Here is a 22,645-nt window from a genome sequence, read left to right as displayed (position 1 = left end):
AAGTAAACGGCGCAGAAATATTTCAATCCTACTATTGATAGGTGTTTGTTCGCTGCTCATTCGCGCACTAATGTCTTATAACTTTGACCGAACCGCTTTGCTCTATGTTGGCGTCCCTTTTTTTGTATCTGTTGCTTTGCTGTACATAGTTAAAAAGCCTGAAAAACCAAGCTTAAATCGGTATTACGGACATATAGTATTGTGGTCGTTAATTGTTATGTTTGGCACGTCGATTGTTTTGTTTGAGGGCTTTGTATGTGTGATCATGTTTATGCCCATTTACTTTGGCGTATTATTTCTTATGTACTTATTTCAGCTTCTATCCTGCTATTTAAAGAGTAGAAACAAAGGGTCACATTACGCTCATATCTTACCTGTCGTTATTTTTTTAAGTGCATTTGAAGGTGTAGTGCCAAGTACCAGCTTTGAAAGAGAATATTCAATAACTAAAAATATAGTTATCAGCGTTACCCCAGAAGAAATAAAAAATAAGCTTATTGAGCCAATGCATTTAAATATAGAGCGTAATTGGCTGTTAAGTTTATTCCCTATGCCTAACAATATAGATGCAGGTACATTATCGGCGGGAGATGTACATAATATTGATTTTACTTATCATCGTTGGTTTGTAACAAATACCCACAAAGGGCATATGAAACTTGAGTTAACTCAAGTTGAAGATGACTATATTCGTACCACCTTTTTAGAAGATACAAGCTACATAAGTAATTATCTAAAGCTAAAAGGGACCGAAATCCGGTTTATAAAAGTAGATAATGAAAATACAAAAGTGATGCTGACTATTTATTATTATCGATTTTTAGATCCTGCTTGGTATTTTGGTCCACTTCAAAAATATGCCATTGGACAAACTGCAGATATGCTTTTAAGTGAATTATTCATTCCTGAAACAGCTTAGGGCCGCAATGTATACTAATGAAAGAGTTATAACTAGTGAGCAAAGTAATGCTAGCGTCGGGGATGTAGTTTTATCTCCAATAAAGGTGTTATGGGTTGGCGGTATGCTATTAACTGCCGTTTTAGGTGGGTGGTATACATTTTCATTCAGTGCGCTGCTGGTATTTATTGCAACGACGAGCATCATTTTGTGTTTGGGACACTCATTGGGTATGCATCGCAGGCTTATACATAAGAGTTATAAATGCCCGCTTTGGCTTGAATACTTTTTTGTACACTTAGGTGTCATTGTGGGTTTAGCTGGGCCAATTGGTATGATTAAAACCCATGATATGCGCGACTGGGCGCAGCGACAACCTGCGTGTCATGATTACTTTGGCCATAAGCAACCTATGTGGAAAGACTTTTGTTGGCAACTCTTTTACGATATTAGATTAAATAATTCACCTACATTTAATATAGAAACTAAGGTAATAGAAAGTCGAGTGTATAGTTGGATGGATAAAACATGGATGTTACAACAGCTCCCTTTAGCGTTTTTACTATTGTTGTTAGGAGGTATATCTTGGGTTATTTGGGGTATATGCGTGAGAGTAAGCATCTCAATTATAGGTCATTGGCTGATAGGTTACTTGGCACATAATATTGGTCAAAGGCATTGGCATGTAAACCAAGCGCGTATTCAAGGTTATAACGTCCCTTTTGCTGCGTTGCTAACAATGGGTGAAAGTTATCATAACAACCATCACGCATTTCCTGGTTCAGCCAATTTTGCATTGGAAAAAGGTCAATTAGATGTTGGTTGGCTAGTACTTAAAAAGCTAGAAAAACTAGGCTTGGTTTGGGATTTAATCCAACCCGAAGACCTCCCTGTGCGCAGCGAATTAAAAAGAATTGACTCCTAATATGAAAACTAATTCTCCTTTAAAATGGTTATTATTACTTTGTGTATTAACGTGTTTTAAATTAAGTGCAAATACGCCTTACGAAATTCCTAGAAGTAGCGTTATTCAACTAACCGAACTGTCTAGTAAGCGCGTTTATCCTGTTTACATTCAATTGCCTAAGTCATATAAAAATAAGCTAAATAAAACATATCCCGTTATTTACTTAACCGATGCGCCGTATACCTTCCCTATAGTGGCAGGGGCAACACGATTACCTATGAATACCGGAAAAATGCAGCAGGCGATTATTGTCGCCATAGGTTACGAAAAAGGCTCTATTGGATCAGCTAGTCGAATAAGAGACTACACACCTACCTTTGCAAACGATTGGAAAAAACAAACAGGTAATGCGCAAGGCCATATTCAGTTTATTAAAAACACTGTGTTTCCTTATATTGAGCAAAACTACCGAGCTAGTCACACTCACAAAACCTACATAGGTAATTCGCTAGGCGGCTTATTAGGTGCCACTATTTTATTTACAGAGCCCGATTTATTTAGCCATTATATTATTGGTAGCCCGTCTGTTTGGTTTGATAGCAACGCAGTCTTAGCGCTACAAGTAAATAAGCCTAAAGTGCCTATAAAAGTTTATATATCGGTGGGAGCAAAGGAAACCCCAGCCTTTGGTGAAGGACAAAATATGGTTGAGGGTGCCAAGCAATTGGTACAAAAAATTAATGGACTTAACAGTGACAACATACAATTAAAAAGTGTTGTTATTGAAGGAGCGAGCCATGCAACGGCATTTCCTACTACTGCAATACAAGGGCTTGATTGGATATACAGCACTGTAAGTGAGTAATACTGTAAAATTACTGACGTTAGAAAACGTTACCATTTAAAACCTATCATTAGTAAAGCTAATGATAGGTTTATTTTTCAATATGCAATAAAAGAGTAAGCTAGCTACTCAGAGCTTTTATTAACTTAGTGGTCGTGATCGTCTTCTTCTTCCTCTTGTGCAATACCAAGCCAAGTAATTGCACTAGGAGCAAAAGTAAGCTCAACCTCACTTTCAATTTCTAGGTCTTCAAGGTGTACTTGTACAACGTGCTGAGCAATAGGGTCGGCTACATAAGCAAACTGACCATTTTGCGCCACTGTCATGCTAAAGCTCATGCCCTCTGGCATGGTTGATACATCTTGCTCGGTAATATCAACTTGACCTGCAAGTTCCCAGTGCATTTCGCCGTCGTCTTCATGTGCCTCAAGTACGTTTAAAAAGCCTAGGCTGTCTAAAACTAAAAAGTGCTCGCCATGGGCAGAAAAAGAGTACGACACAGCACTTGCGCCATCGGCTAGTTGCCATTCTAGTTCTTCCATTTGTGCTGTCGCTGGGTTAATAGTTACAATCACAGCAGGGCCGCCACTGTGACCAGAAGCAACGCCAATAAAGGTCTTACTGTCTTCATGACCGTATATAGTACCAATGCGTAAATCGCCAACGGCTGCAATGTTCGCTATTTTTTCAGCTTCGTATTCATCATCGTGCTGGTGGGCTAATAACACACCATCGCTACAGCCAAATGCCACGTAGTCGTGGTTTTGTGCCGCGCCGTGTAAATCAGGGCACGTAACTTCTAAGGTTTGTTCAAGCTCATATTCACCATCATGAAAATGATAAACACCTACTTGGTCTGGCAGTACTTTAGCAACCGATGTGCTTTCGCTGTCATCACGGCGAAGTGTTGATAATAAATGTTCACCACGAGGTTCTGCCACGCCGTGCATATTAATGTCGTAACTAATACCAGGAAGGGTGTCTGTTGCGCTGGTTATGTCGTTATCTGTTAATATTTCAACAGAGGCAACCGTGCCTGAGTCTGCATTACCATCGTAAAATATGGCTAACTTACCATCGTGTTTAACAAGGTGCGTTGGACGGCTACCACTAGTTAGCTCATAACTGCTAGCTGCTGGGCTTTGCTTGTAATCGTGTAAATGTTCGCCATGGTCTTCACGCCATAAACCACCGTCGATAAAGCCTAGGTAGTCCTGTGCGCGGCTTGCAATAACGGCATAACGAAAATCAGGTGATGACGATAGCGTGTTTGAATCGTTCGTCAGGGTAAATGTTTCAAGTAAAGTGTTGTCGTCTAGGTCATAAAAGCTGGCTTCGTTGCTATCGCCAGCAAGTACTACAAGTCTACCTAATGAATCAATGGTGTATTCATCGCCGTGGTCGTGACCGTCACCATCGCCATGATCGTGCTCGTCTTCTACAACAATAGGGTCTTTTTCTACAATATTGGTCTGGGCATCGCCACAGGCTGTAATAAATGTAGTGCTAATAGCCAGTGCAATAAGCTTTAATTTGTATAGTTTTTTCATGTTTATTTCCTTTAATTATAATTTTTTAATGCTTAAAAATAACCGCGAATACCTAGCGCAAAGCTACGCCCTGGACGTGGTGCTATATTTTTTACAAACGAGCTGTGCACGCGTGCTTCTGTATCTGTTAAGTTGGTGCCTCGCAGGTAAACAGACATATCTTGGTTTAATACTGAAAGGTCGTAAGAGATGCTTGCATCAACCAATGTGTAGCCGTCTGTTGCTGTTTCTTGTGGGGCTGTGCGGTCTTGCTTTTGATAGCGAGTAACGTGAATATGCGCACTTAATTTATCTGTTTGATAGCTTAACTCGCTACCAAAACGAAGTGGTGGAGTACGGGGTAAATCGCCGCCGTCTTTAAGGCGTGCACGAACGTAATCTGAGAATAAATCTACTTTAAACTCATCGGTTAATTGCCACGCAATTTGCGTTTCAAACCCGTGTAAAATTACATCGTCTGTTTTAAATAAATAAACCGGCAGTTCTGATGAATGGTCGTGTTCGTCAGCGCCTTCTTCTTCATCGCCATGGTCGTGACCACTTTCAGCGAATAAACCGGTGTCTATTTGGTAATAGTAATTATCTACTTGGTTGTAAAAGGCATTTAAAATAAAGCCAACATTACCTTGTGTTTTACGCAGGGTTAAATCGATATTATTGGCTGTTTCTAAGTCAATTGTTTGACTAGATAAATCTAAATGGCCGGCTTCATCTAAATCAAATAGTGCGCCTACTTCGTAAGTGCCAGTACCAATGTGCGGCCCAAACGATAATAACTCAGAAGCAGACGGTGCACGTTCAGAGCGCGATACAGAAAGTCCTAAATTATAGTTAGGTGTAAAATCCCACACTATGCCTGCCGATAAGCTGATTGGCGTAAATTCATGCTCTACGTCAAATACACGAGTGGTTTCTGCGCTTTCTTCGTGGTCGTGATCATGCTCTTCTACTTCATCGTGTGCATGAGCGTCAATATTTGGCAGTAATACGTCGCCTGCTTCAATTGTTACACGCTCAATACGCCCACCTAGCTGCACTAAAAAATCACCAAAGTGCCTTTCTTCCATTAGCGCTACAGCAAAGCTTTCGGTTTCTGATGGAGGAGTAAAGGCCTCTTCACCTTGTGCTTCTACATCGCTTTGTTTGTAATGAAAGCTAATGCCGCCATTCCAGTCGTTAAATTGGTTATGTAGTAGGTCTATACGAAATTCGTTTGTTTCGTTTTTAAATGTGGTGCCTACAGCGCGACCTTCAATTTCAGCGTGTTCGTAGTCGGTGTGGCCAACGCGCAGGTTTACTTTGTTTAGCCATTTATTATCTAGGTTGTACTCACCTAATAATTGCACTTTAGTTTGCTCTAAATCAGCAAATACGCTTTCTTCTTCGTCGCTGTGCTCTTCCTCTTCATCACCGTGCGTATGGCCCGGAATACCGTATTGACGATTAAATTGCTCTACTGCTAAGCCAATAAAGCCGTTATCCATTAAATAGCTAGTGCCAACAGTAAAACCGTCAGACTCTTCATTACTGTTTTCAACTTTGTAATCGCCACGATGATCTTCACCGTCGCTATCTATATCTGCGGCTACAGGTACCTCGTAGTCATCGGCTTCACGCCAAAACGCGTCGGCATAAAAAGCTACCGAGTCTGTGCCTGTGGTGGCATTAAACGAGGCCACTTTTTGGTTATCAGCAGAGTTATGCTCTACGTTCCACTCGCCGCGTGTTGTACTGTCGGTTGGTACGCGGTTATCTACCACATTTACTACGCCACCAATGGCGCCACTGCCATAAAACAGTGTTGCAGGGCCGCGTAATACTTCAATTTGTTTTGCGGTAGACGCTTCTGATGCAACAGAATGATCGGGGCCAACGCGCGACACATCACTTACATCAAGGCCATTTTGAGTAATAAGTACACGCGGGCCGCTTAAACCACGAATAATTGGTGTACTGGCTACTTTACCGTGAAAGTTGGTATTAACACCTGGGAGTTTTTCAAGGCTATCGCCAAGGGTTGCAGCTTGTTGGCGTCTTAGTTGTTCGCCAGATAACACACTAACAGGTGAGGCAGATTCCATTGCCGACATATGAATAGGGGTTGCTTCAATATCAATAACTTCAATAGGCGAGCGCTTTAAATTAAACGTAACCGATTGGCTTTCATCGTTTGTTATTGTTATATCGCGATGAAGGTGGGCATAACCTGGCGCCACAATATGAAGCTCTTTTAAGCCATTGCTTAGCTCTGCTATTACAAATTTACCGTTTTCGTTGGTGGTTACTTTAAGGTCTGAGCCTTCAACTTCTACCGTTGCATTGGTAACTACTTTCCCTTTGTTGTTTAAAACAACGCCTTCAATTGTGGATGCAAGCACACTTGCAGGTAATAAAGCTGCAATGAGAACAGCTAATTGTGATCTACTTTTCATTTGACTACCTTGTAAGATGTTATATTATATCAATTGTGCTGTATATGTTATATTATATCAATAGTTGATTTGGTTAAAATTACGCACAGTATGTAATTAGGGTTATTACCAGAGAAGTAAAAAGAGCTTAAGCATATTGGGGTTAGATTAGAGGGAATGATGAATCAGCAGCAAATTCAAAAAACAATTCAATTTGCAAATACACAGTGTGAAAACGTTGATAAAAAGCTAACAAAAAAGCGTCAGCAAGTATTAGAAATTTTACTAAATGCAAATAAACCTTTATCAGCTTACGAAGTAAAAAATCAGTTTAATAAAATAATGGACTCTTCAATTGTTGCGATGTCTGTTTATCGAATTTTAAATGTATTGGAGTCGGTTAATTTAGTACACCGATTGAAGTCTGAAAATAAATATATGCCTTGCAGTCATGCTGATGGCGGTTGTCATCACCAGTTATCAATATTTTTAATTTGTAATTCGTGTCACACCGTAAGTGAAATAAATGAAACAGATGAATTAGTAAGGTCGTTATTCAAGAAAGTACAAGCAACTGGTTTTGCACCAAGCACTTCGCAACTCGAGATATCGGGGACGTGCGACGAGTGCCAGCACAGTACATCAGAGTTAATAGAAAAGTGAGATTAGAAATGAGATCAAATCAAAGTGTAATGGACAGGCTTGCTATAGGGCTTTCTGTATTGTGCACAGTGCACTGTTTTGCAACGCCTATTTTATTATCGCTACTACCTAGTATTGGTGCGCTTGAGCTTAATAGTGAGCAATTTCACTTTTGGATTTTAGTTGCTGTTATACCTACAAGTTTACTTGCGTTGAGCCTAGGTTGTAAAAAGCATAAACGTTTGCGTTATATCTCCTTTGGCGCAGTGGGTATTACATTAATGCTGGTTGCTGTGACTTTAGGGGAGTCGCTTTTTGGCGAGGTAGGTGAAAAAGGCTTTACTCTCCTTGGTTCGGCATTTGTAGCTGTTGCTCACTGGTTTAATTACCAACAGTGCCTTAAAAAAAGTGACGATAATTGCCCATGCTCAAGCACTCAAGCCGCTTAGCGTTATCAGTGCTACAAACAACTAACATGTAGCACTGCCTTTTTAAGTCTTAGTGTTTATTTTTTAATAGCCTAAGGCTAAAAGTGAGTTAAAGTAGTCATTTAATATTGGCTTAGGTTAATTAATATAGTGAATACTGCTTTAAAATCTTTAGTATTACTTTTCGCTTTCATGTGTTTTAAATTAAGTGCAAATACGCCTTACGAAATTCCTAGAAGTAGCGTTATTCAACTAACCGAACTGTCCAGTAAGCGCGCTTATCCTGTTTACATTCAATTGCCTAAGTCATATAAAAATAAGCTAAATAAAACATATCCCGTTATTTACTTAACCGATGCGCCGTACACGTTTCCTATAGTGGCAGGGGCAACACGATTTCCTATGAACACCGGAAAAATGCAGCAGGCGATTATTGTCGCCATAGGTTACGAAAAAGGCTCTATTGGATCAGCTAGTCGAATAAGAGACTACACACCTACCTTTGCAAAAGATTGGAAAAAACAAACAGGTAATGCGCAAGGCCATATTCAGTTTATTAAAAACACTGTGTTTCCTTATATTGAGCAAAACTACCGCGCCAGTCACACACAAAAAACCTACATAGGTAATTCGCTAGGCGGCTTATTAGGTGCCACTATTTTATTTACAGAGCCCGATTTATTTAGCCATTATATTATTGGTAGCCCGTCTGTTTGGTTTGATAGCAACGCAGTCTTAGCGCTACAAGCAAATAAGCCTAAAGTGCCTATAAAAGTTTTTATATCGGTAGGGGCAATGGAAACCCCAGCCTTTGGTGAAGGACAAAATATGGTTGAGGGTGCCAAGCAATTGGAACAAAAAATTAATGCACTCAACAGTGACAATATACAATTAAAAAGTGTGGTTATTGAGGGCGCTAGCCATGCAACAGCATTTCCTACTACAGCAATACAAGGGCTTGATTGGTTGCAATAAAATCACAACCAATAACGCTAAGTGTTTTTGAGTTCATTTTTCCAGCTTACCAGTACTTCAATAAATTCTGGGCCTATACCACAGCAGCCGCCAATAATACTTGCGCCTAGGTTGTGCCATTTTTTTGCAAAGTCTAGGTATTCTGAAGGTGAAATATCGCGATACGCTTGCGAGCCCTGATTGGCTTGATAGTCATGGGCAATAGGTGTAAAGCCGTTTGCAAAGGCGCCCAACACCACGGTTTTATTAAGTTTCGACACGACCTTATTAGTATCTACCAAGGCTTGTTCTATTACTTCGGGGATCGAGCAATTAAATAAAATACCAGCAATATTGTATTCAAGTAGTTCTGTTATGGCGTCAGTTACTAATTCACCTGAGCGCAGGGTTGCTTGTTCGCTAACTTCATCATTTAAAGTAAATCCGTAATAGCATGGCTTGTTTGAATTTTTAAGTACACTTGCCATTGCATGTGCTTCTTCAATGCTTGAAATAGTTTCGCCAATCCATAAGTCTACATGCTCGTTTTGTGCGTCATAAAGTGTATTTAAAATAGTAAAACCACGTTTAGGTTCAAATAGCTCGGGGCGGTAAGAGCCAAATACCGGCGGAAGCGAACCTGCTACCATTACATTTTGCTGTGCACTTTGAGCTGCTTTTTTTGCAATGATTGCAGCTTGATTAGCAAGCGCGGCACCTTGTGAATTATAAAGCGCTTCGCCCAAATGAAACGGTACACATGCGTAACTATTTACAGTAATTACTTCAGCACCAGCGTCTATAAACCCAGTGTGTGCTTGAGTGACAAAGTGTGGCGCTTCTATAAGTGCTTGTGCACTCCAAAGGGGTTGCGTAAACGGAGCACCAATGCGCTTAAGTTCGCGCCCCATGCCACCATCTAAAATAATTACTTTATTCATAATAAGCTTCCGCTGTTCTATATAATATGGCGTTATTCAAACATGTTTTGCTTAAAAATATAGTGAAACTTCATCAGGTTTAACATGAAAAAAGCTCAATACTTTTTAATAGATACAAAAAAAGCGACTGCCCAAAGGAGTCGCTTACTTTTAAATAAGGTTTAACTTATTTGTAAAACGCTTCTACCTTGCCTTTTACTTTCATAAGTAATGGCTGGCCGCGGCGATCTAACGCTTTAGGTGCTGCTACTTTAATCCAACCTTCGCTAATGCTGTACTCTTCAACGTCAAAACGTTCTTTGCCGTTAAGTGTAATACCAATTTCATGTTCAAAAACTTCTTCTACATAAAATTTGCTGCGTGGATTAATAGAAAGTTGATCAGGTAATTCAGGTTTATTTGTATCAGTCATAATAGGGATCTGCATAGAATATATTGTGCGCTATTGTAGGCAATACAGGAGTTATGCTCAAGCAAGACTGAAATAAATGTTTGAAGGGGATTTAGTAATACTGATAGAAGGTAACTAAGGGAGTAATAAATGCGTTAAAAAACGCATTTATTTAAAACATGTTAAATGCTAACAATGTTCTCAGCTTGTGGGCCTTTTTGACCTTGAGTAACAGTAAACTGTACACGTTGGCCTTCAGCAAGGGTTTTAAAACCGTCGCCAGAGATTGCGCTAAAATGTGCAAACACATCAGGGCCAGACTCTTGCTCGATAAAACCAAAACCTTTTGCTTCGTTAAACCATTTTACTGAACCAGTAGTTGTAGTAGACATAATATGTATCCTAAAAAATTAATATAAGTGTGCCTGAAAAGAGGCGATTGAGCCGGAAAAAATAGTTAACTTGAGGATAACGCGCAGGATTATTACTAAAACAACGGGGTACTAACAAATAAAACAAAACTTCTTTCAAACTAGTATTCAAAATGGGTTATTGCTAACCCATTTAATTGTTTAGCAATTAGATGCTAACAATGTTCTCAGCCTGTGGGCCTTTTTGACCTTGAGTAACAGTAAACTGTACACGTTGGCCTTCAGCAAGGGTTTTAAAACCGTCGCCAGAGATTGCGCTGAAATGTGCAAACACATCAGGGCCAGACTCTTGCTCGATAAAACCAAAACCTTTTGCTTCATTAAAAAATTTAACTGTACCAGTTGTTGTATTAGACATAATAGATCCTAAAAATAAATAAAAGTGTGCCCTAAATAGGCAATTTAACAGGAAGAAAACGTGCATTTAACTGAGGATAACGCGAAGGATTATTACTAATATCAACGAGGTACTTACAAATAAACTGGGTTTTCATCAACCCGATGCCGAGCAGGATAACAGCATGTTTGATAATACACCAAGCTTTATTGTTATTTTATTTTTTAGCCTCAAAATAAATTAAATCAAAAAGCCGTGTTTGGCATGGTGTATGTTAAACGTAATTTTTATGGTTAAAAACTTGCTTATTCAGCTAGTTAAAGAATATGAAGCCCAGTATTAATAACGCAATCCACACGGTTTCAGCCACAATTAAAATAATGGGTTTTATGCCCACCTCGGTGAGCTTTCCTAAGTTCGTTTTCATGCCAATGGCGGCAATAGCGGTAATTAAAAAGAATTTTGACAGTTCATTAGCGCTTTCGAGTAATACGTTCGGCAGCGAAAAACAGCTATTAATTACCATTAAAATAACAAAGCCAATTAAAAAGCCAGGCACTTTAGGTAGGTCGCCTTTATTGCTTTGACTAGAGCGATTAATTATAACCATCATAATAAGTACGACAGGCAGTAACATAGCAACGCGCACAAGTTTAGTTAGCGTGGCAATGTCTCCGGTTTCTGGCGATACCGAATAGCCCGCACCCACAACTTGGGCTACATCGTGTATGGTGCCGCCTAAAAATACCCCTGCGTTGTGAGCATCAAATTCTAGGTAATTAACAATAATTGGGTAGAGAATCATAGCAATGGTCGACATAGCCGTTACACCAATAACGGTGAGCAAGGTGTCGCGCTCTTTGTGTTCGCTGTTGGGCATAATTGACGAAATAGCTAATGCAGCCGATGCCCCGCAAATAGCCACAGAACCGCCAGTTAAAGCACCAAAGCGTTTTTGCAGGCCAAACACGCGGGCAAGTATTACCCCTAAAATAATAGTGGTGAATATAGCACCTGCTAGCATAAGCGCGGTTTGCCAACCCAGTGTAATTAAATCACCTAAGGCAATACGCGTGCCCAGTAACACAATACCGACTCGCAAAATGGTAGAGCCGGTAAAGTCGATCCCTTTTGCGCAAGGGCTGTCACTTTGATACAAAAACGATACCGCCATACCTAGCAATAAAGCAAACAACATAGCGGGTGCGCCGTAATGTTCACTTAAAAATAAGGCTGCAAGCCCCGTCATTGCTGCAATACTTGCGCCTTGCCAAAGTGGCGATACATACGCTTTTAACGCATTGCTTACTCGCAGCATTAGGCGTTAGCTGCAGTTAATGCAACAAGCACTTGGCGCTTTCGCTCGCCAGTAAATGGGCGGCGGCCATGCATAGCCATTTCGTTATCAACCAGTGCTACATCGCCATCTTGCCAGGCTAAGTCAAAGGTAAACTCTTTTGATAGCTCAACAATTTTATCAAGCCCTGCTTTAGGAATCGCACTGCCATCGCCAAAAGTAATGGCAACCGATGGGTTTTCGCGCACGCCCTTCCAACCCATGTAAGCAGCAATAAGTTGGTTATAAAAAACCTGTACGCCATTTTCAAGGGTAACTACCGCAGGTAATACCGGGGTAATTGCTTTTAAAGAGCCATCTTCTAGCCACTCCCACTCGTAGCCTAACTCGGTAAGTTTGCTGTGCGCTTCGTCTTTATTTTGTACGCTGAGTGTACTTTTCCAACTGCGGCCTTGGCCCGATGTTGCATCGTCGGCTGCAGGCATGTAAGTGGTGTACTTTAAGCCTTTTTGTTCAAAGTCATCGGCTAATTGGCTATCAAATTGCTTTAAAGCGCTAAATAATTTATCTGAGCGGCAAAGCGGTGTCGCGCCGCCTTTCTCTGCTGCCGATTTACAAAAAAAGAACAGCTTACTTGGTGAAATAGGTGTTTGCGCCATTTCGTGATGAAGGTAAATCTCGACATCTTTGGGTGCTTCGTTAGCAGTAAATACACGCTCGGTAAAATTAATACGTACCGCGTTAGATAACGACTCTTGATAAGTGAAGTTATCGTAGTCAAACCCTGCTGAAAATGTATCAAAGGTTTCAGCGCTATTAATCGGAAAGCCACGAAACAGCACTGCACCTGAGCTACGCAGTTTGGTTTCTAGCTCAGGTTTATTTGCTCGAATGAAAGCCACCGCCTCTTCAACGGTGCTGGCGTTATTATTATTAACCACAATGCACGGAAAAACCGAGTCATCAAAGGTTAATTGAGTAGGCACTGCGGCGTAGTTAAGTTCGGTAGCTGACATGGTATTTTCCTAATCGTAAATAGGGTGAAAACGGTTAAACGCAGCTTCACAAAAATGACCTGGGTCGTTAAAGCGGCGGTTAATATTAAGTGCAGAAATATCGGCCATTTCTTGTTTATTGAGCTCAAAATCAAATAGCGATAGGTTTTCTGTCATGCGTTCAAGTTTTGATGTTTTAGGGATGATGGCAGTGCCGCGTTGCACGCCCCAGCGCAGCACAACTTGTGCGGGTGTTTTGCCATGGTTGTGCGCCGCAGCTTTAACTACGCTTTGCTCAAGAACAGACTCTGTTTGATCAGCCATTTCAAGCTCAAGGTACGAAAGCGCACCCAGCGGTGAAAAGGCGGTTACTGGAATGTCGTACTGTTTTGCAAGCCTTACTAAGCGCTCTTGCGTTAAGTAAGGGTGCGATTCAATTTGCAGCATAGCGGGTTTAATGGTGGCGTAGGTCATTAAATCGTGAAGTAATGCGCTTGAGTAGTTACATACACCAATGCGTTTTGCTTTGTTGTTATGTACTTGTTCTTCCATTGCTTGCCACGTTAAATGTAGGGGTATTTTTGCCAACTCCATGTGTGGGTTTTGGTCATCTGGATTTACAAACCACTCTGGAGGATAGCGTGTTTCAATAGGTACAAACGTTTGCGCAATCGGAAAGTGAATTAAATATAAGTCAAGGTAATCGAGCTTTAAATCGCTGAGTGTTTTATCAATGGCTAGCTCTACATGCTCTGGCGCATGAAAGGTATTCCAAAGTTTTGACGTTATCCATAACTCTTCTCGCGTACAAAGACCGTCGTTAATTGCTTGTGCTATGCCATCGCCAACCTGTTCTTCGTTACCGTAGTCTGCGGCACAATCAAGATGGCGATAACCCGCTTTAATGGCTTGATACACCGTTTGCGCGCAATCTTCTTGTGCTACTTTCCATAAACCGAACCCGACTGGCGGGATGTTATTTAATGAACTCATTGGGAATTCCTGTTAAAATTGCATAATGACTTTGGTCTTGTATAAGACATAAGTTATTATACGAATCTAACAGTGTCAACACTGTGCTTAACGCTATGCGCTAAAACAACGGGTTAAAAAAGCTGCAGGTAGCAAAAAGGCAGCGATTGCTGCCTTTAAAAAATATTTAATAAGTGTGCGCTAATATGAATAATTAGCGATTAAGCGCGGTGAATTAATCAAGTTCAATTTGGTAGTGGTAATGATCGCTTCTGCACTTGCTTTGGCGATATTCAATACGTTTACCTTCAATCGATTCTGTAATGCGCGACACTAATAACAGTGGATCGCCAGTTTTAATTGCGAGCATTTTTGCATCGGTTTCATCGGCTAATACCGCTTTAATACTGTCTTGGGTTTTATGTACGGTTTGATTAAATTTAGTTTGATAGTAATGGTACAATGTATGCGGAATATCACTACTTTGATGTATATCAGGAAAGTAGCTTTGTGGAAGGTATATAGTTTCGCTCATACAAAATTCGTTATCAAGAATACGCCTACGCACAAGCTTAGTGACTTTGTCTTTTTTATTAAGTTGCAGGGCTTCAATTACATCGAGTGGTGCAGGGCAAAGCTCAACCGATAACAGCTCTGCCTTGGGTAAATCGGCACCTTTACCGTCGGCTTGCAGTGGGAAAAACCTAAAAAGTGCGTCTTGCGCGGTATGCTCAGATACAAACGTACCTACACCTTGTCGGCGGGTGACTATTTTATCGTCGGTTAGTAAGTTGAGCGCTTTACGAACTGTGCCTTGGCTTACATTAAATTCTTCAGCAAGGCGAAACTCGCTAGGTAATGCTTCGCCGGGTACCCAGCGTCTTTCAACAATGAGCTGTTTAATATAATCAGCCACTTGTAAGTAAAGCGGTTGAAAAGCCAAGCTTGGGCCACTTAATTTGTGATCAAACATAGAGTTACTCATTGTTATTTACCGTTAAATTTAATCCACCTGTAGTTATAACATAGGTGGTACTTTTTGCGCATCTTTGCGTGCTATCAGTTAATTGTGAGCTATTGTATTACAGCTTGTTTTTACATTATGCCTAAAAACAGATCGTTACACTACAATAGCGCACCCCAAGGAAATTTAAAGTGTTCAGTATTTCATTCGAACTTATACTAGTTATGGCGCTTTGCTTAAGTGCAGCCACACTATTGCAAACACTCAGTGGGTTTGGTTTTGGGCTTTTAGTGGTGGCAAGTTTTACGCTACTAGATGTATTGCCACTAACGGCAACCACGTTTTTAGTGAGTTTATTAGGGCTTGTTAATTCAACTACCGTGGTGGTTAAAAACCGCAGCGCGGTAAAAGTACCTGAACTAAAACTCATGTTGTATACGGGCATGCCACTAATGTTGTTAGGGTTTGTTTTACTTGAGTATATGTCGGCGCATTTAACCCAGTTTTTAAATTTTATATTGGGTATTAGTATTTTATTGTGCTGCGCTTTAATGCTTATAAAACGAAAGCGAGCCGACAGGCAAAGTCGTCCCCGTTCTTTTTTAATTGCAGGCGGGGTAAGTGGTTTATTGGGCGGATTGTTTTCAACGTCGGGACCACCGCTTGTTTTTCAGTGCTACAAACAAGCTTGGTCTATTGAGGCTGTTCGTAGTACGTTACTTGCAGTGTTTACCATTGGTGGCATAGTACGAGTGGGCATTGCTTTATTTGGCACCTTACCCAATCTTGATATTATGTTTTTAATTGCGGCTGCGATTCCTTTAGTATTACTCGTGACTCATTTTTCAAGACGATTAACCCCATACGTAGATGCAAAATGGATACGTATTATTGCTATAACGTTACTGGGTGTAAGTGGTATATCGCTGGTGGCTACCTCTGTGCCTGCCCTAGTCTAAAGTGAGGGCTGTTAATTAATTAAAGTTAAGTTTATTTACATTGACATAGGGATCACAATTATTTAACTTGTGTCTTATACAAGACTATAGTTGGTAAGGAACTCCCATGAATGCATTTGAATTACGTGAGCCAGACTGGAACGCAATAGAACCAGCACGCTTAATTGAAGAGCCTGTATTACAAGGTCATGTGCTGATTTTACCGACTCAATTTGGTGAGGTAAGCGTAACAATAAGCCAGTTTGGTTTACGTTTAAATGCAGGCATAACGCAAGATCACGCGTTTAATATACTCAATGCCACTCCTAATGAGTTACCGCTATTACTTAATAGATTAGACCAAGGCTTTGAAGTCACTGCCGGCGATTACCGCTTAAATTTTTACAGCGACCCATTTCATTTTAAGCTTTATAAAAACGATAAATTAGTACAGCAATCAGCAACCGATGGCCACTTTGTGCGCCAGCATCGTTTACCACCATTGGCTAAAACCGATAACGGCTGGATTTTAAGCCTAGAGCTTAATTACGACGAAGCCGTATACGGCCTTGGCGAAAAGTGGGGCAAGCTTGATAAACGCGGCCAACTTATTCGCTCATACAATCACGATGCATTGGGCGTAAATGCCGAAAAATCATATAAAAATACGCCATACGCCTGGAGCCCAGAGGGTTGGAACTTATTTGTACACACGCCAGCGCCTGTTACACATGGTGTAGGTTACGCGCTTTGGTCGCAACGTGCTTATGTGTGCTTAGTAGAAGACGACGCGCTAGATGCCTTTTTATATCAAGAGCAAACGCCTGCACAAAGTATTAATCGCTACTGCGAACTAACCGGTTTTGCACCGGTACCACCGCAGTGGAGCTTTGGGGTTATTTTATCAAAAGCATATTACAAAGACGCCGACGAGCTATTAAGTGTCGCCCGCGAAGTACGCGCTAAAAACATGCCGTGCGATGTAATTACCCTCGATGGCCGTGCATGGCAAGACACCGACACCCGCTTTGCCTTTGAATGGGACCCAACACGTTACGCCGACCCAAAACCTGTGCTTGATGAACTCAAAGCCATGGATTTTAAAATTTGTGTGTGGGAATACCCGATGATCTCGGTAAACAACCCATTATTTGCTAAAGCGGCCGAAAACGGTTGGTTAATAAAAGACAAACGCACAGGTAAAGCGTATCAATACGAGTGGGATTTAAGCCCATTTGGCGAAGTACTTACACCATTACCAGAGTCGGGTATTTTAGATTTTACTCACCCCGACGCTTACCAATACTGGCTAGAATCGCACAGGCCGCTGTTTGAGCTTGGCGTAGATATGATAAAAGCAGACTTTGGCGAACAGCTAGAAGACGAAAATATGGTATCGCACAGTGGCGACAGCGGCATAAGATTACACAACGTTTATAGCATGCTGTACAACCGCTGCGTTTATGAAGCCGCCGAAAAATACTGTAAAACAGGGCCATTTTTGTTTAGCCGATCTGCATGGACGGGTAGCCAACGGTTCCCTGCACAATGGGGCGGCGACCCGCAGGCCGATTGGCAAGGTTTAGCAGCGAGCATTCGCGGCAGCTTAGCGTGGGGCATGTCGGGCGGGCCATTTTTTGCAACCGACATTGGCGGTTTTTACAAAGACACCCGTGATGCAGAGCTTTATGTACGCTGGGCGCAAGCGTCGGTATTTAGTGCGCATATGCGCTTACATGGTATTGGCCCACGCGAACCATGGTCATACACCGAGCAAGCAAGCGATGCGGTATTTGCAGCGCTTAAATTACGCTATCAGTTAATTCCGTATTTACAAACATGTGCAGAGCAAGCGCAGCAAACAGGGCTGCCTATTCAGCGTGCTATGGCACTGGCATTTCCTGATGACGTACTGGCACATAGTTTTGATCAGCAATTTATGTGCGGCGAAAAGGCCCTTGTGGTGCCATGTGTTGTACCAAACGGTAAAGTTAAATTTTATTTGCCACAGGGCGAGTGGGTGCGCTTCCCTGATGCACAAACGTACCAAGGCGGTAAATACTACGAAGACACACTTGAGCTTACACAAATGGCCGTGTTTGTTCGTAAAGGCGATACGCTCATGCTAGGCCCAGATGTTCAACACACAGAACAAAATATGAGCCAGCTAACAGCATGGCCAAAATAAAACTCGGTAAATAGCAAACACACACAACACCACGTAACACACACAATAATAAAGATATTAGCTTACTTTTTACCGAGTAAAGTAAGCTAAAAGGGGCGCAAGATGGAAGGTATGAACATTACCATGACACTGCTATCGTGCTTGGCGTTTATGGCGCTAGTAGGATATATCTCGTACCAAAAAACCAAAGGGGAAGTTAACACCCAAGACGGCTATTTTTTAGCGGGGCGTGGTTTAACAGGTACGTTTATAGCAGGGTCAATGATCCTCACTAACTTATCGGCCGAGCAACTTATTGGCCTTAATGGCTCAGCGTATGGTTACAATCTCAGTTCAATGGCATGGGAAGTAACCGCAGGTATTTCTACCATTATTATGGCGCTGATCTTTTTGCCGCGCTATTTAGCCGGTGCGTTTTCTACCTTACCTGAATTTTTAAGGGATCGTTTTGACGATACCGTACGCCGCATGACGGTGATTTTATTCATGGTAGGGTACTGTTTTATTACTATCCCTTCGGTTTTGTACTCAGGATCAATCGCCGTGCTTAGGCTGTTTGATGTACCTACCTTATTAAATATGAGCTACCAAGCAAGCCTTATTGTTACCATTATTATTGTTGGCTCCGTTGGCGCTATTTACGCGGTATTTGGTGGTTTAAAGGCGGTTGCCGTATCTGACACCATTAACGGTGTTGGGTTACTTATTATTGGTATTTTAGTGCCAACACTTGGGCTTATTGCCCTAGGTGACGGCAGCTTTGCCGATGGCCTAAGCACACTTGTAAACACCGATACCGAAAAACTCAACGCTATTGGTAGCAGTGAAGATCCCGTGCCATTTGGCACCATTTTTACCGGTATGATCCTCGCTAATTTATTTTATTGGGGCACCAATCAGTACGTGATCCAGCGAACATTGGGCGCTAAAAATTTAGTTGAAGGCCAAAAAGGCGTGTTGTTTTCAGGGTACTTTAAAGTGCTAGTACCGTTTATGATGATGATCCCAGGGGTTATTGCGTACCACCTTTATAAGCACGAAAGCCTACAAACCATTGATTTAGCCTACCCACACCTAGTGAAAGATGTATTGCCTCAGTACTTATCTGGGTTCTTTTTAGCCGTATTATTAGGGGCTGTATTTAGCTCGTTTAATTCACTGCTAAATAGTGCAGCCACATTGTTTTGTTTAGATGTTTACAAACCCATGAAAAAAGACAAAGTAAGCGATGAAAAGCTCATTAAAGTGGCCAAAATTACCAGTATTGTAATTGCTATATTGTCGTTTATTACTGCGCCACTGCTGATGTTTGCGCCAGAAGGTTTATGGCACATTATTCGTGTATTTACCGGTTTTTATAACATTCCGGTCATCACAATTGTATTAGTGGGTTTGTTTACCCGCAAAGTGCCTGCATTGGGCGCAAAAGTGGCGATTATTTTTCATGTTATTGCCTATGCACTCCTTAAATTTGTGTGGGATGTTGATATTAACTTTATCCACATTTACGCCATTTTATTCTTTATAGAACTCGCGATTATGTTGGGTATTGGCTACTACAAACCACTTGCAAAACCATGGCAATTTACCCGCAAAGCTGAAGTTAACTTAAATCCATGGAAATACGCACTGCCGTGCGCCATTATGTTGGTTAGCTTAATAGTCAGCTTATATATTGTGTTTTCTCCTTTAGGCCTTGTTGGCGGTACCAGTGTTTACTTTGTGCCCAGTCTTATTGCCGTTTGGACTTTTGCTGCACTATTTAGCTGGTGGAGCGTACGTCGTTGGCATGTGCGTTACGAAAACAGCTTGACTCAAATAGGCGTTGTAAAAGCTGCATAAATACAGGTTATAACCACTATATGTGATTTTAAATCACATTTTATTCACATAATGTTTGCATTACGAAGATTGATTGTTTAAATTTGTAGCTCTTATATAAGATATAAGAGCTGGTAAGGAAAATACTTAACACACACTGTCACCGTAATTTAGCAAACCACACAATTGCTAGCGCGGTACCACACAGCACACACGCACAATATGGAGAATGACATGAGAGCTAAAAAGTCTATCTTAAGCTTGGCTGTCTCGTTAGCAATGACAACTGGTTTAGCCGTTAGCGCACAAGTTAATGCAGCGCAAGAGCAGGCAAACCAAACGCAAGCGGAACAAGAGCAGCAAAATAATAAAAACGATTCATTTGAAAAAATAGTGGTGACATCGCAAAAGCGTACGCAAAGCTTAAACGAAGTGCCGGTTGCCGTATCGGTGCTAAATAGCGATCAAATTAATTCAGCGTTTGCTAATAATATGGAAGGTTTGCAATCGCTTGTGCCGTCTGTGAGCTTTAGAAAAGGCACCACAACCCGTAACTCGGCGCTCACCGTGCGTGGTATTGGTACTATTTCATTTAGTATTGCAGCTGAGCCAAGTGTAGCAACGGTTGTTGATGGCGTGGTACTTGGTCGCTCTGGTCAAGCCTTTGCAGACTTATACGATGTAGACCGTATTGAGGTATTACGCGGCCCACAAGGCACATTATTTGGTAAAAATGCCTCTGCGGGTGTGGTAAACATTACAACAAAAGATCCGTCTTACGACACTACCGGCAGTATAGAAACCTCGTTTTATCAAGATAACGAATACCGCTTTAAAGGCGTTGTAAGTGGCGGCCTAAGCGACGACTTAGCAGCAAGCTTAACCGTATTTAAAGGTAAGTTTGATGGCTACATAGATAACGTATACAACAACGAAAAAGTAAACGGCTACGACCGCGAAGGTGCACGAGCTGTATTTAAGTACGAGCCAACCGACGATCTAAACGTTAAATTTATTGCAGAATACTACAACGCCGATGACGACTGTTGTGCCGATTTAGAAGGCCTACCGAGTGGTCGTAACCCAGATTCACAAGCCGTACCAAATAGTAACGGCATTGTTGATGGCGTTGCCGACATAGACCTAGATCAACGTAAAGTTGACCACGATTATGAGTCGCGCACTTTAGATAAACACAGCGCGTTTTCAGTACAGGTTGATAAAACAATTGGCGATCACACATATACGTCAATCACTGCACAGCGTTCGTGGGATAACACGGAGTTTCGTGAAGGCGACTTTACCTCTATTGCTGGCGACAGCAATCAACCCGTATTTGGTGCACCCTTTCAATTGCATGATATTGGCGAGCAGCAATGGGATCAGTTTTCTCAAGAGTTTCGTGTAACGTCTAACCTAAGTGGGCCATTTAACTACGTGGCCGGTTTATTTTATTGGAACATGGACTCACAACGAAACTTTACCCGCGATGCCAGCTGTCAAAATAACGCTGGTCAGTTAGATAGCGCCATGGCGTTTTACGCGCAAAATAACTTATCGGGTGCAGAGCTAGACGCAGCACTTGCCGACTTAGATGGCTACGCACAAGGCTTAGGTGTTAGCTGTAATGCCAACGATATTGTGTCGGCTACAGCATACATGAGCACTGAGTTTAACAACTGGGCAGCCTTTGCCGACGGTACTTATGCGTTATCTGACGATTTAACCATGCTATTTGGCCTGCGTTATACCGACGACGAAGTATCGTACACGCATCGCCGTGTCAGCAACGATGTATATGGTCGTCGTGGTGTAGGTGTGCGCCCAGCCACACTAAACACCGACGAGCAAGGTAAAGCAGAAGAAACAAACGTATCAGGCCGTTTAGGTATGCAATACGATTTAGGCGATGGCCAAATGGTATACGGTACATATTCACAAGGTTACAAAGGGCCTGGTTTCAATATTTACTACAACTTTAATCCTGACAACGACGGCCGCGAAATAGCGCCTGAAGAGTCTGACGCGTTTGAACTTGGCTACAAATACGCAAGCAGCGACTTTGTGTTTAACTTTGCAGTTTTTAAAACTGAGATTGAAGGCTTCCAAGCAAACAACTTTGATTGTTCAGACGGCACCTGTATTACTCGTTTAACAAATGCAGGCGACGTAAGCACACAAGGTGCAGAAGTTGACTTTATGTGGGCAGCAACCGATGCGCTAACGCTAACCGGTGGTATTGCTTATATTAAAGCCGAAATTGACGAGTTTAATTGTCCGCCAGAAGTGGCCGCAGGATCGTGTACCGATCGCTCAGGGCTAGATGTTCCATTTTCGCCAGACTTAAAGTACTCATTAAGCGCCGATTACTTTATTGAAACCGAACATGGCTTTAACGTGCACATAAATAGCTCGTACATATACACCGACGAGCAATATTCTGACCTACCTAACAATGTAGGCGAGTTTAACCCAGCAGCCTTACTACCCGATTACGGTATTTTAAATGCAAGCGTAGGCTTATCGTTTAAAGACGATGCCTTCAGAGTATCGCTTATTGCTAAAAACCTAACTGACGAAAGCTATGCAACAACCTACAGTGGCGATAACTTCCGTTACCAAATCCCGCGTGATGCAGAGCGCTACTTTGGGGTGTCGTTTAAGGCGCGCTTTTAATAATTAAAAATATTTTCCCTTGTATAACAACAAGCGCAGCGTTAAACCGCTGCGCTTTTT

At 41.7% G+C, this 22,645-nt stretch carries 20 protein-coding genes; 10 read left to right on the top strand and 10 right to left on the bottom strand.

What is annotated here, in order from left to right; genetic code table 11:
* The first annotated feature begins 70 nt into the window (after window positions 1–70).
* Genes AC27I2_RS17670 through AC27I2_RS17660 form a run of 3 tightly spaced genes read left to right on the top strand, consistent with a single transcriptional unit; the run spans window position 71 to window position 2,670 of the window.
* A complete protein-coding gene (locus AC27I2_RS17670) occupies window positions 71–919 on the top strand; it encodes a hypothetical protein (protein ID WP_487205036.1) in 849 nt (282 codons plus the stop codon).
* A 7-nt stretch (window positions 920–926) separates the two neighbouring features.
* Window positions 927–1,823, top strand: coding sequence for an acyl-CoA desaturase (locus AC27I2_RS17665; RefSeq protein ID WP_138528181.1), 897 nt, complete (start codon window positions 927–929; stop codon window positions 1,821–1,823).
* Window position 1,824: 1 nt separating this feature from the next.
* Window positions 1,825–2,670, top strand: a complete 846-nt coding sequence (locus AC27I2_RS17660) for an alpha/beta hydrolase (protein WP_487205035.1) — start codon at window positions 1,825–1,827, stop codon at window positions 2,668–2,670.
* A 125-nt stretch (window positions 2,671–2,795) separates the two neighbouring features.
* Here the strand turns inward: AC27I2_RS17660 and AC27I2_RS17655 are convergent, their stop codons facing one another.
* A complete protein-coding gene (locus AC27I2_RS17655; RefSeq protein WP_487205034.1) occupies window positions 2,796–4,199 on the bottom strand; it encodes a 5-methyltetrahydrofolate--homocysteine methyltransferase in 1,404 nt (467 codons plus the stop codon).
* A 32-nt stretch (window positions 4,200–4,231) separates the two neighbouring features.
* The gene (locus AC27I2_RS17650; RefSeq protein WP_487205033.1) at window positions 4,232–6,631 is read right to left on the bottom strand and encodes a TonB-dependent receptor; all 2,400 of its coding nucleotides are present in this window, start codon (window positions 6,629–6,631) and stop codon (window positions 4,232–4,234) included.
* A 156-nt stretch (window positions 6,632–6,787) separates the two neighbouring features.
* Between AC27I2_RS17650 and AC27I2_RS17645 the strand changes: the two genes are divergently transcribed.
* From AC27I2_RS17645 to AC27I2_RS17635, 3 genes are all read left to right on the top strand, one after another.
* On the top strand, window positions 6,788–7,273 hold the full coding sequence (locus tag AC27I2_RS17645) for a Fur family transcriptional regulator (RefSeq protein ID WP_487205032.1): 486 nt from the start codon (window positions 6,788–6,790) through the stop codon (window positions 7,271–7,273).
* Between the two features lie 8 nt (window positions 7,274–7,281).
* Window positions 7,282–7,701 (top strand): MerC domain-containing protein, encoded by a 420-nt coding sequence (locus tag AC27I2_RS17640; protein WP_487205031.1) that lies wholly within the window; start codon window positions 7,282–7,284, stop codon window positions 7,699–7,701.
* A 129-nt stretch (window positions 7,702–7,830) separates the two neighbouring features.
* On the top strand, window positions 7,831–8,655 hold the full coding sequence (locus tag AC27I2_RS17635; protein WP_487205030.1) for an alpha/beta hydrolase: 825 nt from the start codon (window positions 7,831–7,833) through the stop codon (window positions 8,653–8,655).
* Window positions 8,656–8,672: 17 nt separating this feature from the next.
* Here AC27I2_RS17635 and AC27I2_RS17630 read toward each other — a convergent pair whose 3' ends face one another.
* From AC27I2_RS17630 to AC27I2_RS17595, 8 genes are all read right to left on the bottom strand, one after another.
* Window positions 8,673–9,575 (bottom strand): homocysteine S-methyltransferase family protein, encoded by a 903-nt coding sequence (locus AC27I2_RS17630; RefSeq protein WP_487205029.1) that lies wholly within the window; start codon window positions 9,573–9,575, stop codon window positions 8,673–8,675.
* 166 nt (window positions 9,576–9,741) lie between these two features.
* Window positions 9,742–9,987, bottom strand: a complete 246-nt coding sequence (locus AC27I2_RS17625) for a DUF3297 family protein (RefSeq protein ID WP_006792550.1) — start codon at window positions 9,985–9,987, stop codon at window positions 9,742–9,744.
* A 161-nt stretch (window positions 9,988–10,148) separates the two neighbouring features.
* Window positions 10,149–10,358 (bottom strand): cold-shock protein, encoded by a 210-nt coding sequence (locus tag AC27I2_RS17620; RefSeq protein ID WP_006792549.1) that lies wholly within the window; start codon window positions 10,356–10,358, stop codon window positions 10,149–10,151.
* 187 nt (window positions 10,359–10,545) lie between these two features.
* Window positions 10,546–10,755 carry a cold-shock protein gene (locus AC27I2_RS17615; RefSeq protein ID WP_006792548.1) on the bottom strand — a complete coding sequence of 70 codons (210 nt, stop codon included), beginning with the start codon at window positions 10,753–10,755 and terminating at the stop codon, window positions 10,546–10,548.
* A 292-nt stretch (window positions 10,756–11,047) separates the two neighbouring features.
* Window positions 11,048–12,052, bottom strand: a complete 1,005-nt coding sequence (locus AC27I2_RS17610) for a YeiH family protein (protein ID WP_058551180.1) — start codon at window positions 12,050–12,052, stop codon at window positions 11,048–11,050.
* Window positions 12,052–13,047 (bottom strand): TauD/TfdA family dioxygenase, encoded by a 996-nt coding sequence (locus AC27I2_RS17605; RefSeq protein ID WP_058551181.1) that lies wholly within the window; start codon window positions 13,045–13,047, stop codon window positions 12,052–12,054. The genes AC27I2_RS17610 and AC27I2_RS17605 overlap by 1 nt, the downstream gene beginning before the upstream one ends.
* A 9-nt stretch (window positions 13,048–13,056) precedes the next feature.
* The gene (locus tag AC27I2_RS17600; RefSeq protein WP_487205028.1) at window positions 13,057–14,019 is read right to left on the bottom strand and encodes an aldo/keto reductase; all 963 of its coding nucleotides are present in this window, start codon (window positions 14,017–14,019) and stop codon (window positions 13,057–13,059) included.
* A gap of 214 nt (window positions 14,020–14,233) precedes the next feature.
* The gene (locus tag AC27I2_RS17595) at window positions 14,234–14,983 is read right to left on the bottom strand and encodes a GntR family transcriptional regulator (protein ID WP_058551183.1); all 750 of its coding nucleotides are present in this window, start codon (window positions 14,981–14,983) and stop codon (window positions 14,234–14,236) included.
* A gap of 170 nt (window positions 14,984–15,153) precedes the next feature.
* Here AC27I2_RS17595 and AC27I2_RS17590 point away from each other — a divergent pair, with 170 nt between their 5' ends.
* The 4 genes from AC27I2_RS17590 (at window position 15,154) to AC27I2_RS17575 (ending at window position 22,585) form a co-directional block, all read left to right on the top strand.
* The gene (locus AC27I2_RS17590) at window positions 15,154–15,921 is read left to right on the top strand and encodes a sulfite exporter TauE/SafE family protein (protein ID WP_487205027.1); all 768 of its coding nucleotides are present in this window, start codon (window positions 15,154–15,156) and stop codon (window positions 15,919–15,921) included.
* Between the two features lie 106 nt (window positions 15,922–16,027).
* Window positions 16,028–18,088 (top strand): glycoside hydrolase family 31 protein, encoded by a 2,061-nt coding sequence (locus tag AC27I2_RS17585; RefSeq protein WP_487205026.1) that lies wholly within the window; start codon window positions 16,028–16,030, stop codon window positions 18,086–18,088.
* 102 nt (window positions 18,089–18,190) lie between these two features.
* Window positions 18,191–19,930 carry a solute:sodium symporter family transporter gene (locus AC27I2_RS17580; RefSeq protein WP_487205025.1) on the top strand — a complete coding sequence of 580 codons (1,740 nt, stop codon included), beginning with the start codon at window positions 18,191–18,193 and terminating at the stop codon, window positions 19,928–19,930.
* Window positions 19,931–20,143: 213 nt separating this feature from the next.
* Entirely contained in the window at window positions 20,144–22,585 is a 2,442-nt protein-coding gene (locus AC27I2_RS17575; RefSeq protein ID WP_487205024.1) for a TonB-dependent receptor, read from the top strand.
* Window positions 22,586–22,645 lie beyond the last annotated feature (60 nt).

The organism is Pseudoalteromonas sp. NH0006-46 (genome assembly GCF_057547735.1).
The sequence above is the reverse complement of the archived record's forward strand: the minus strand, read 5'-3'. Positions and strand labels throughout refer to the sequence as shown.

Excerpts from the sequence above, each read along its gene's own strand:
- AC27I2_RS17585 (WP_487205026.1), top strand. The coding sequence starts at position 16,028 with ATGAATGCATTTGAATTACGTGAGCCAGACTGGAACGCAATAGAACCA.
- AC27I2_RS17640 (WP_487205031.1), top strand. The coding sequence starts at position 7,282 with ATGAGATCAAATCAAAGTGTAATGGACAGGCTTGCTATAGGGCTTTCT.
- AC27I2_RS17660 (WP_487205035.1), top strand. The coding sequence starts at position 1,825 with ATGAAAACTAATTCTCCTTTAAAATGGTTATTATTACTTTGTGTATTA.
- AC27I2_RS17625 (WP_006792550.1), bottom strand. The coding sequence starts at position 9,987 with ATGACTGATACAAATAAACCTGAATTACCTGATCAACTTTCTATTAAT.
- AC27I2_RS17610 (WP_058551180.1), bottom strand. The coding sequence starts at position 12,052 with ATGCTGCGAGTAAGCAATGCGTTAAAAGCGTATGTATCGCCACTTTGG.
- AC27I2_RS17600 (WP_487205028.1), bottom strand. The coding sequence starts at position 14,019 with ATGAGTTCATTAAATAACATCCCGCCAGTCGGGTTCGGTTTATGGAAA.
- AC27I2_RS17605 (WP_058551181.1), bottom strand. The coding sequence starts at position 13,047 with ATGTCAGCTACCGAACTTAACTACGCCGCAGTGCCTACTCAATTAACC.
- AC27I2_RS17650 (WP_487205033.1), bottom strand. The coding sequence starts at position 6,631 with ATGAAAAGTAGATCACAATTAGCTGTTCTCATTGCAGCTTTATTACCT.
- AC27I2_RS17645 (WP_487205032.1), top strand. The coding sequence starts at position 6,788 with ATGATGAATCAGCAGCAAATTCAAAAAACAATTCAATTTGCAAATACA.
- AC27I2_RS17575 (WP_487205024.1), top strand. The coding sequence starts at position 20,144 with ATGAGAGCTAAAAAGTCTATCTTAAGCTTGGCTGTCTCGTTAGCAATG.
- AC27I2_RS17670 (WP_487205036.1), top strand. The coding sequence starts at position 71 with ATGTCTTATAACTTTGACCGAACCGCTTTGCTCTATGTTGGCGTCCCT.
- AC27I2_RS17665 (WP_138528181.1), top strand. The coding sequence starts at position 927 with ATGTATACTAATGAAAGAGTTATAACTAGTGAGCAAAGTAATGCTAGC.
- AC27I2_RS17580 (WP_487205025.1), top strand. The coding sequence starts at position 18,191 with ATGGAAGGTATGAACATTACCATGACACTGCTATCGTGCTTGGCGTTT.
- AC27I2_RS17620 (WP_006792549.1), bottom strand. The coding sequence starts at position 10,358 with ATGTCTACTACAACTACTGGTTCAGTAAAATGGTTTAACGAAGCAAAA.
- AC27I2_RS17615 (WP_006792548.1), bottom strand. The coding sequence starts at position 10,755 with ATGTCTAATACAACAACTGGTACAGTTAAATTTTTTAATGAAGCAAAA.
- AC27I2_RS17630 (WP_487205029.1), bottom strand. The coding sequence starts at position 9,575 with ATGAATAAAGTAATTATTTTAGATGGTGGCATGGGGCGCGAACTTAAG.
- AC27I2_RS17595 (WP_058551183.1), bottom strand. The coding sequence starts at position 14,983 with ATGAGTAACTCTATGTTTGATCACAAATTAAGTGGCCCAAGCTTGGCT.
- AC27I2_RS17655 (WP_487205034.1), bottom strand. The coding sequence starts at position 4,199 with ATGAAAAAACTATACAAATTAAAGCTTATTGCACTGGCTATTAGCACT.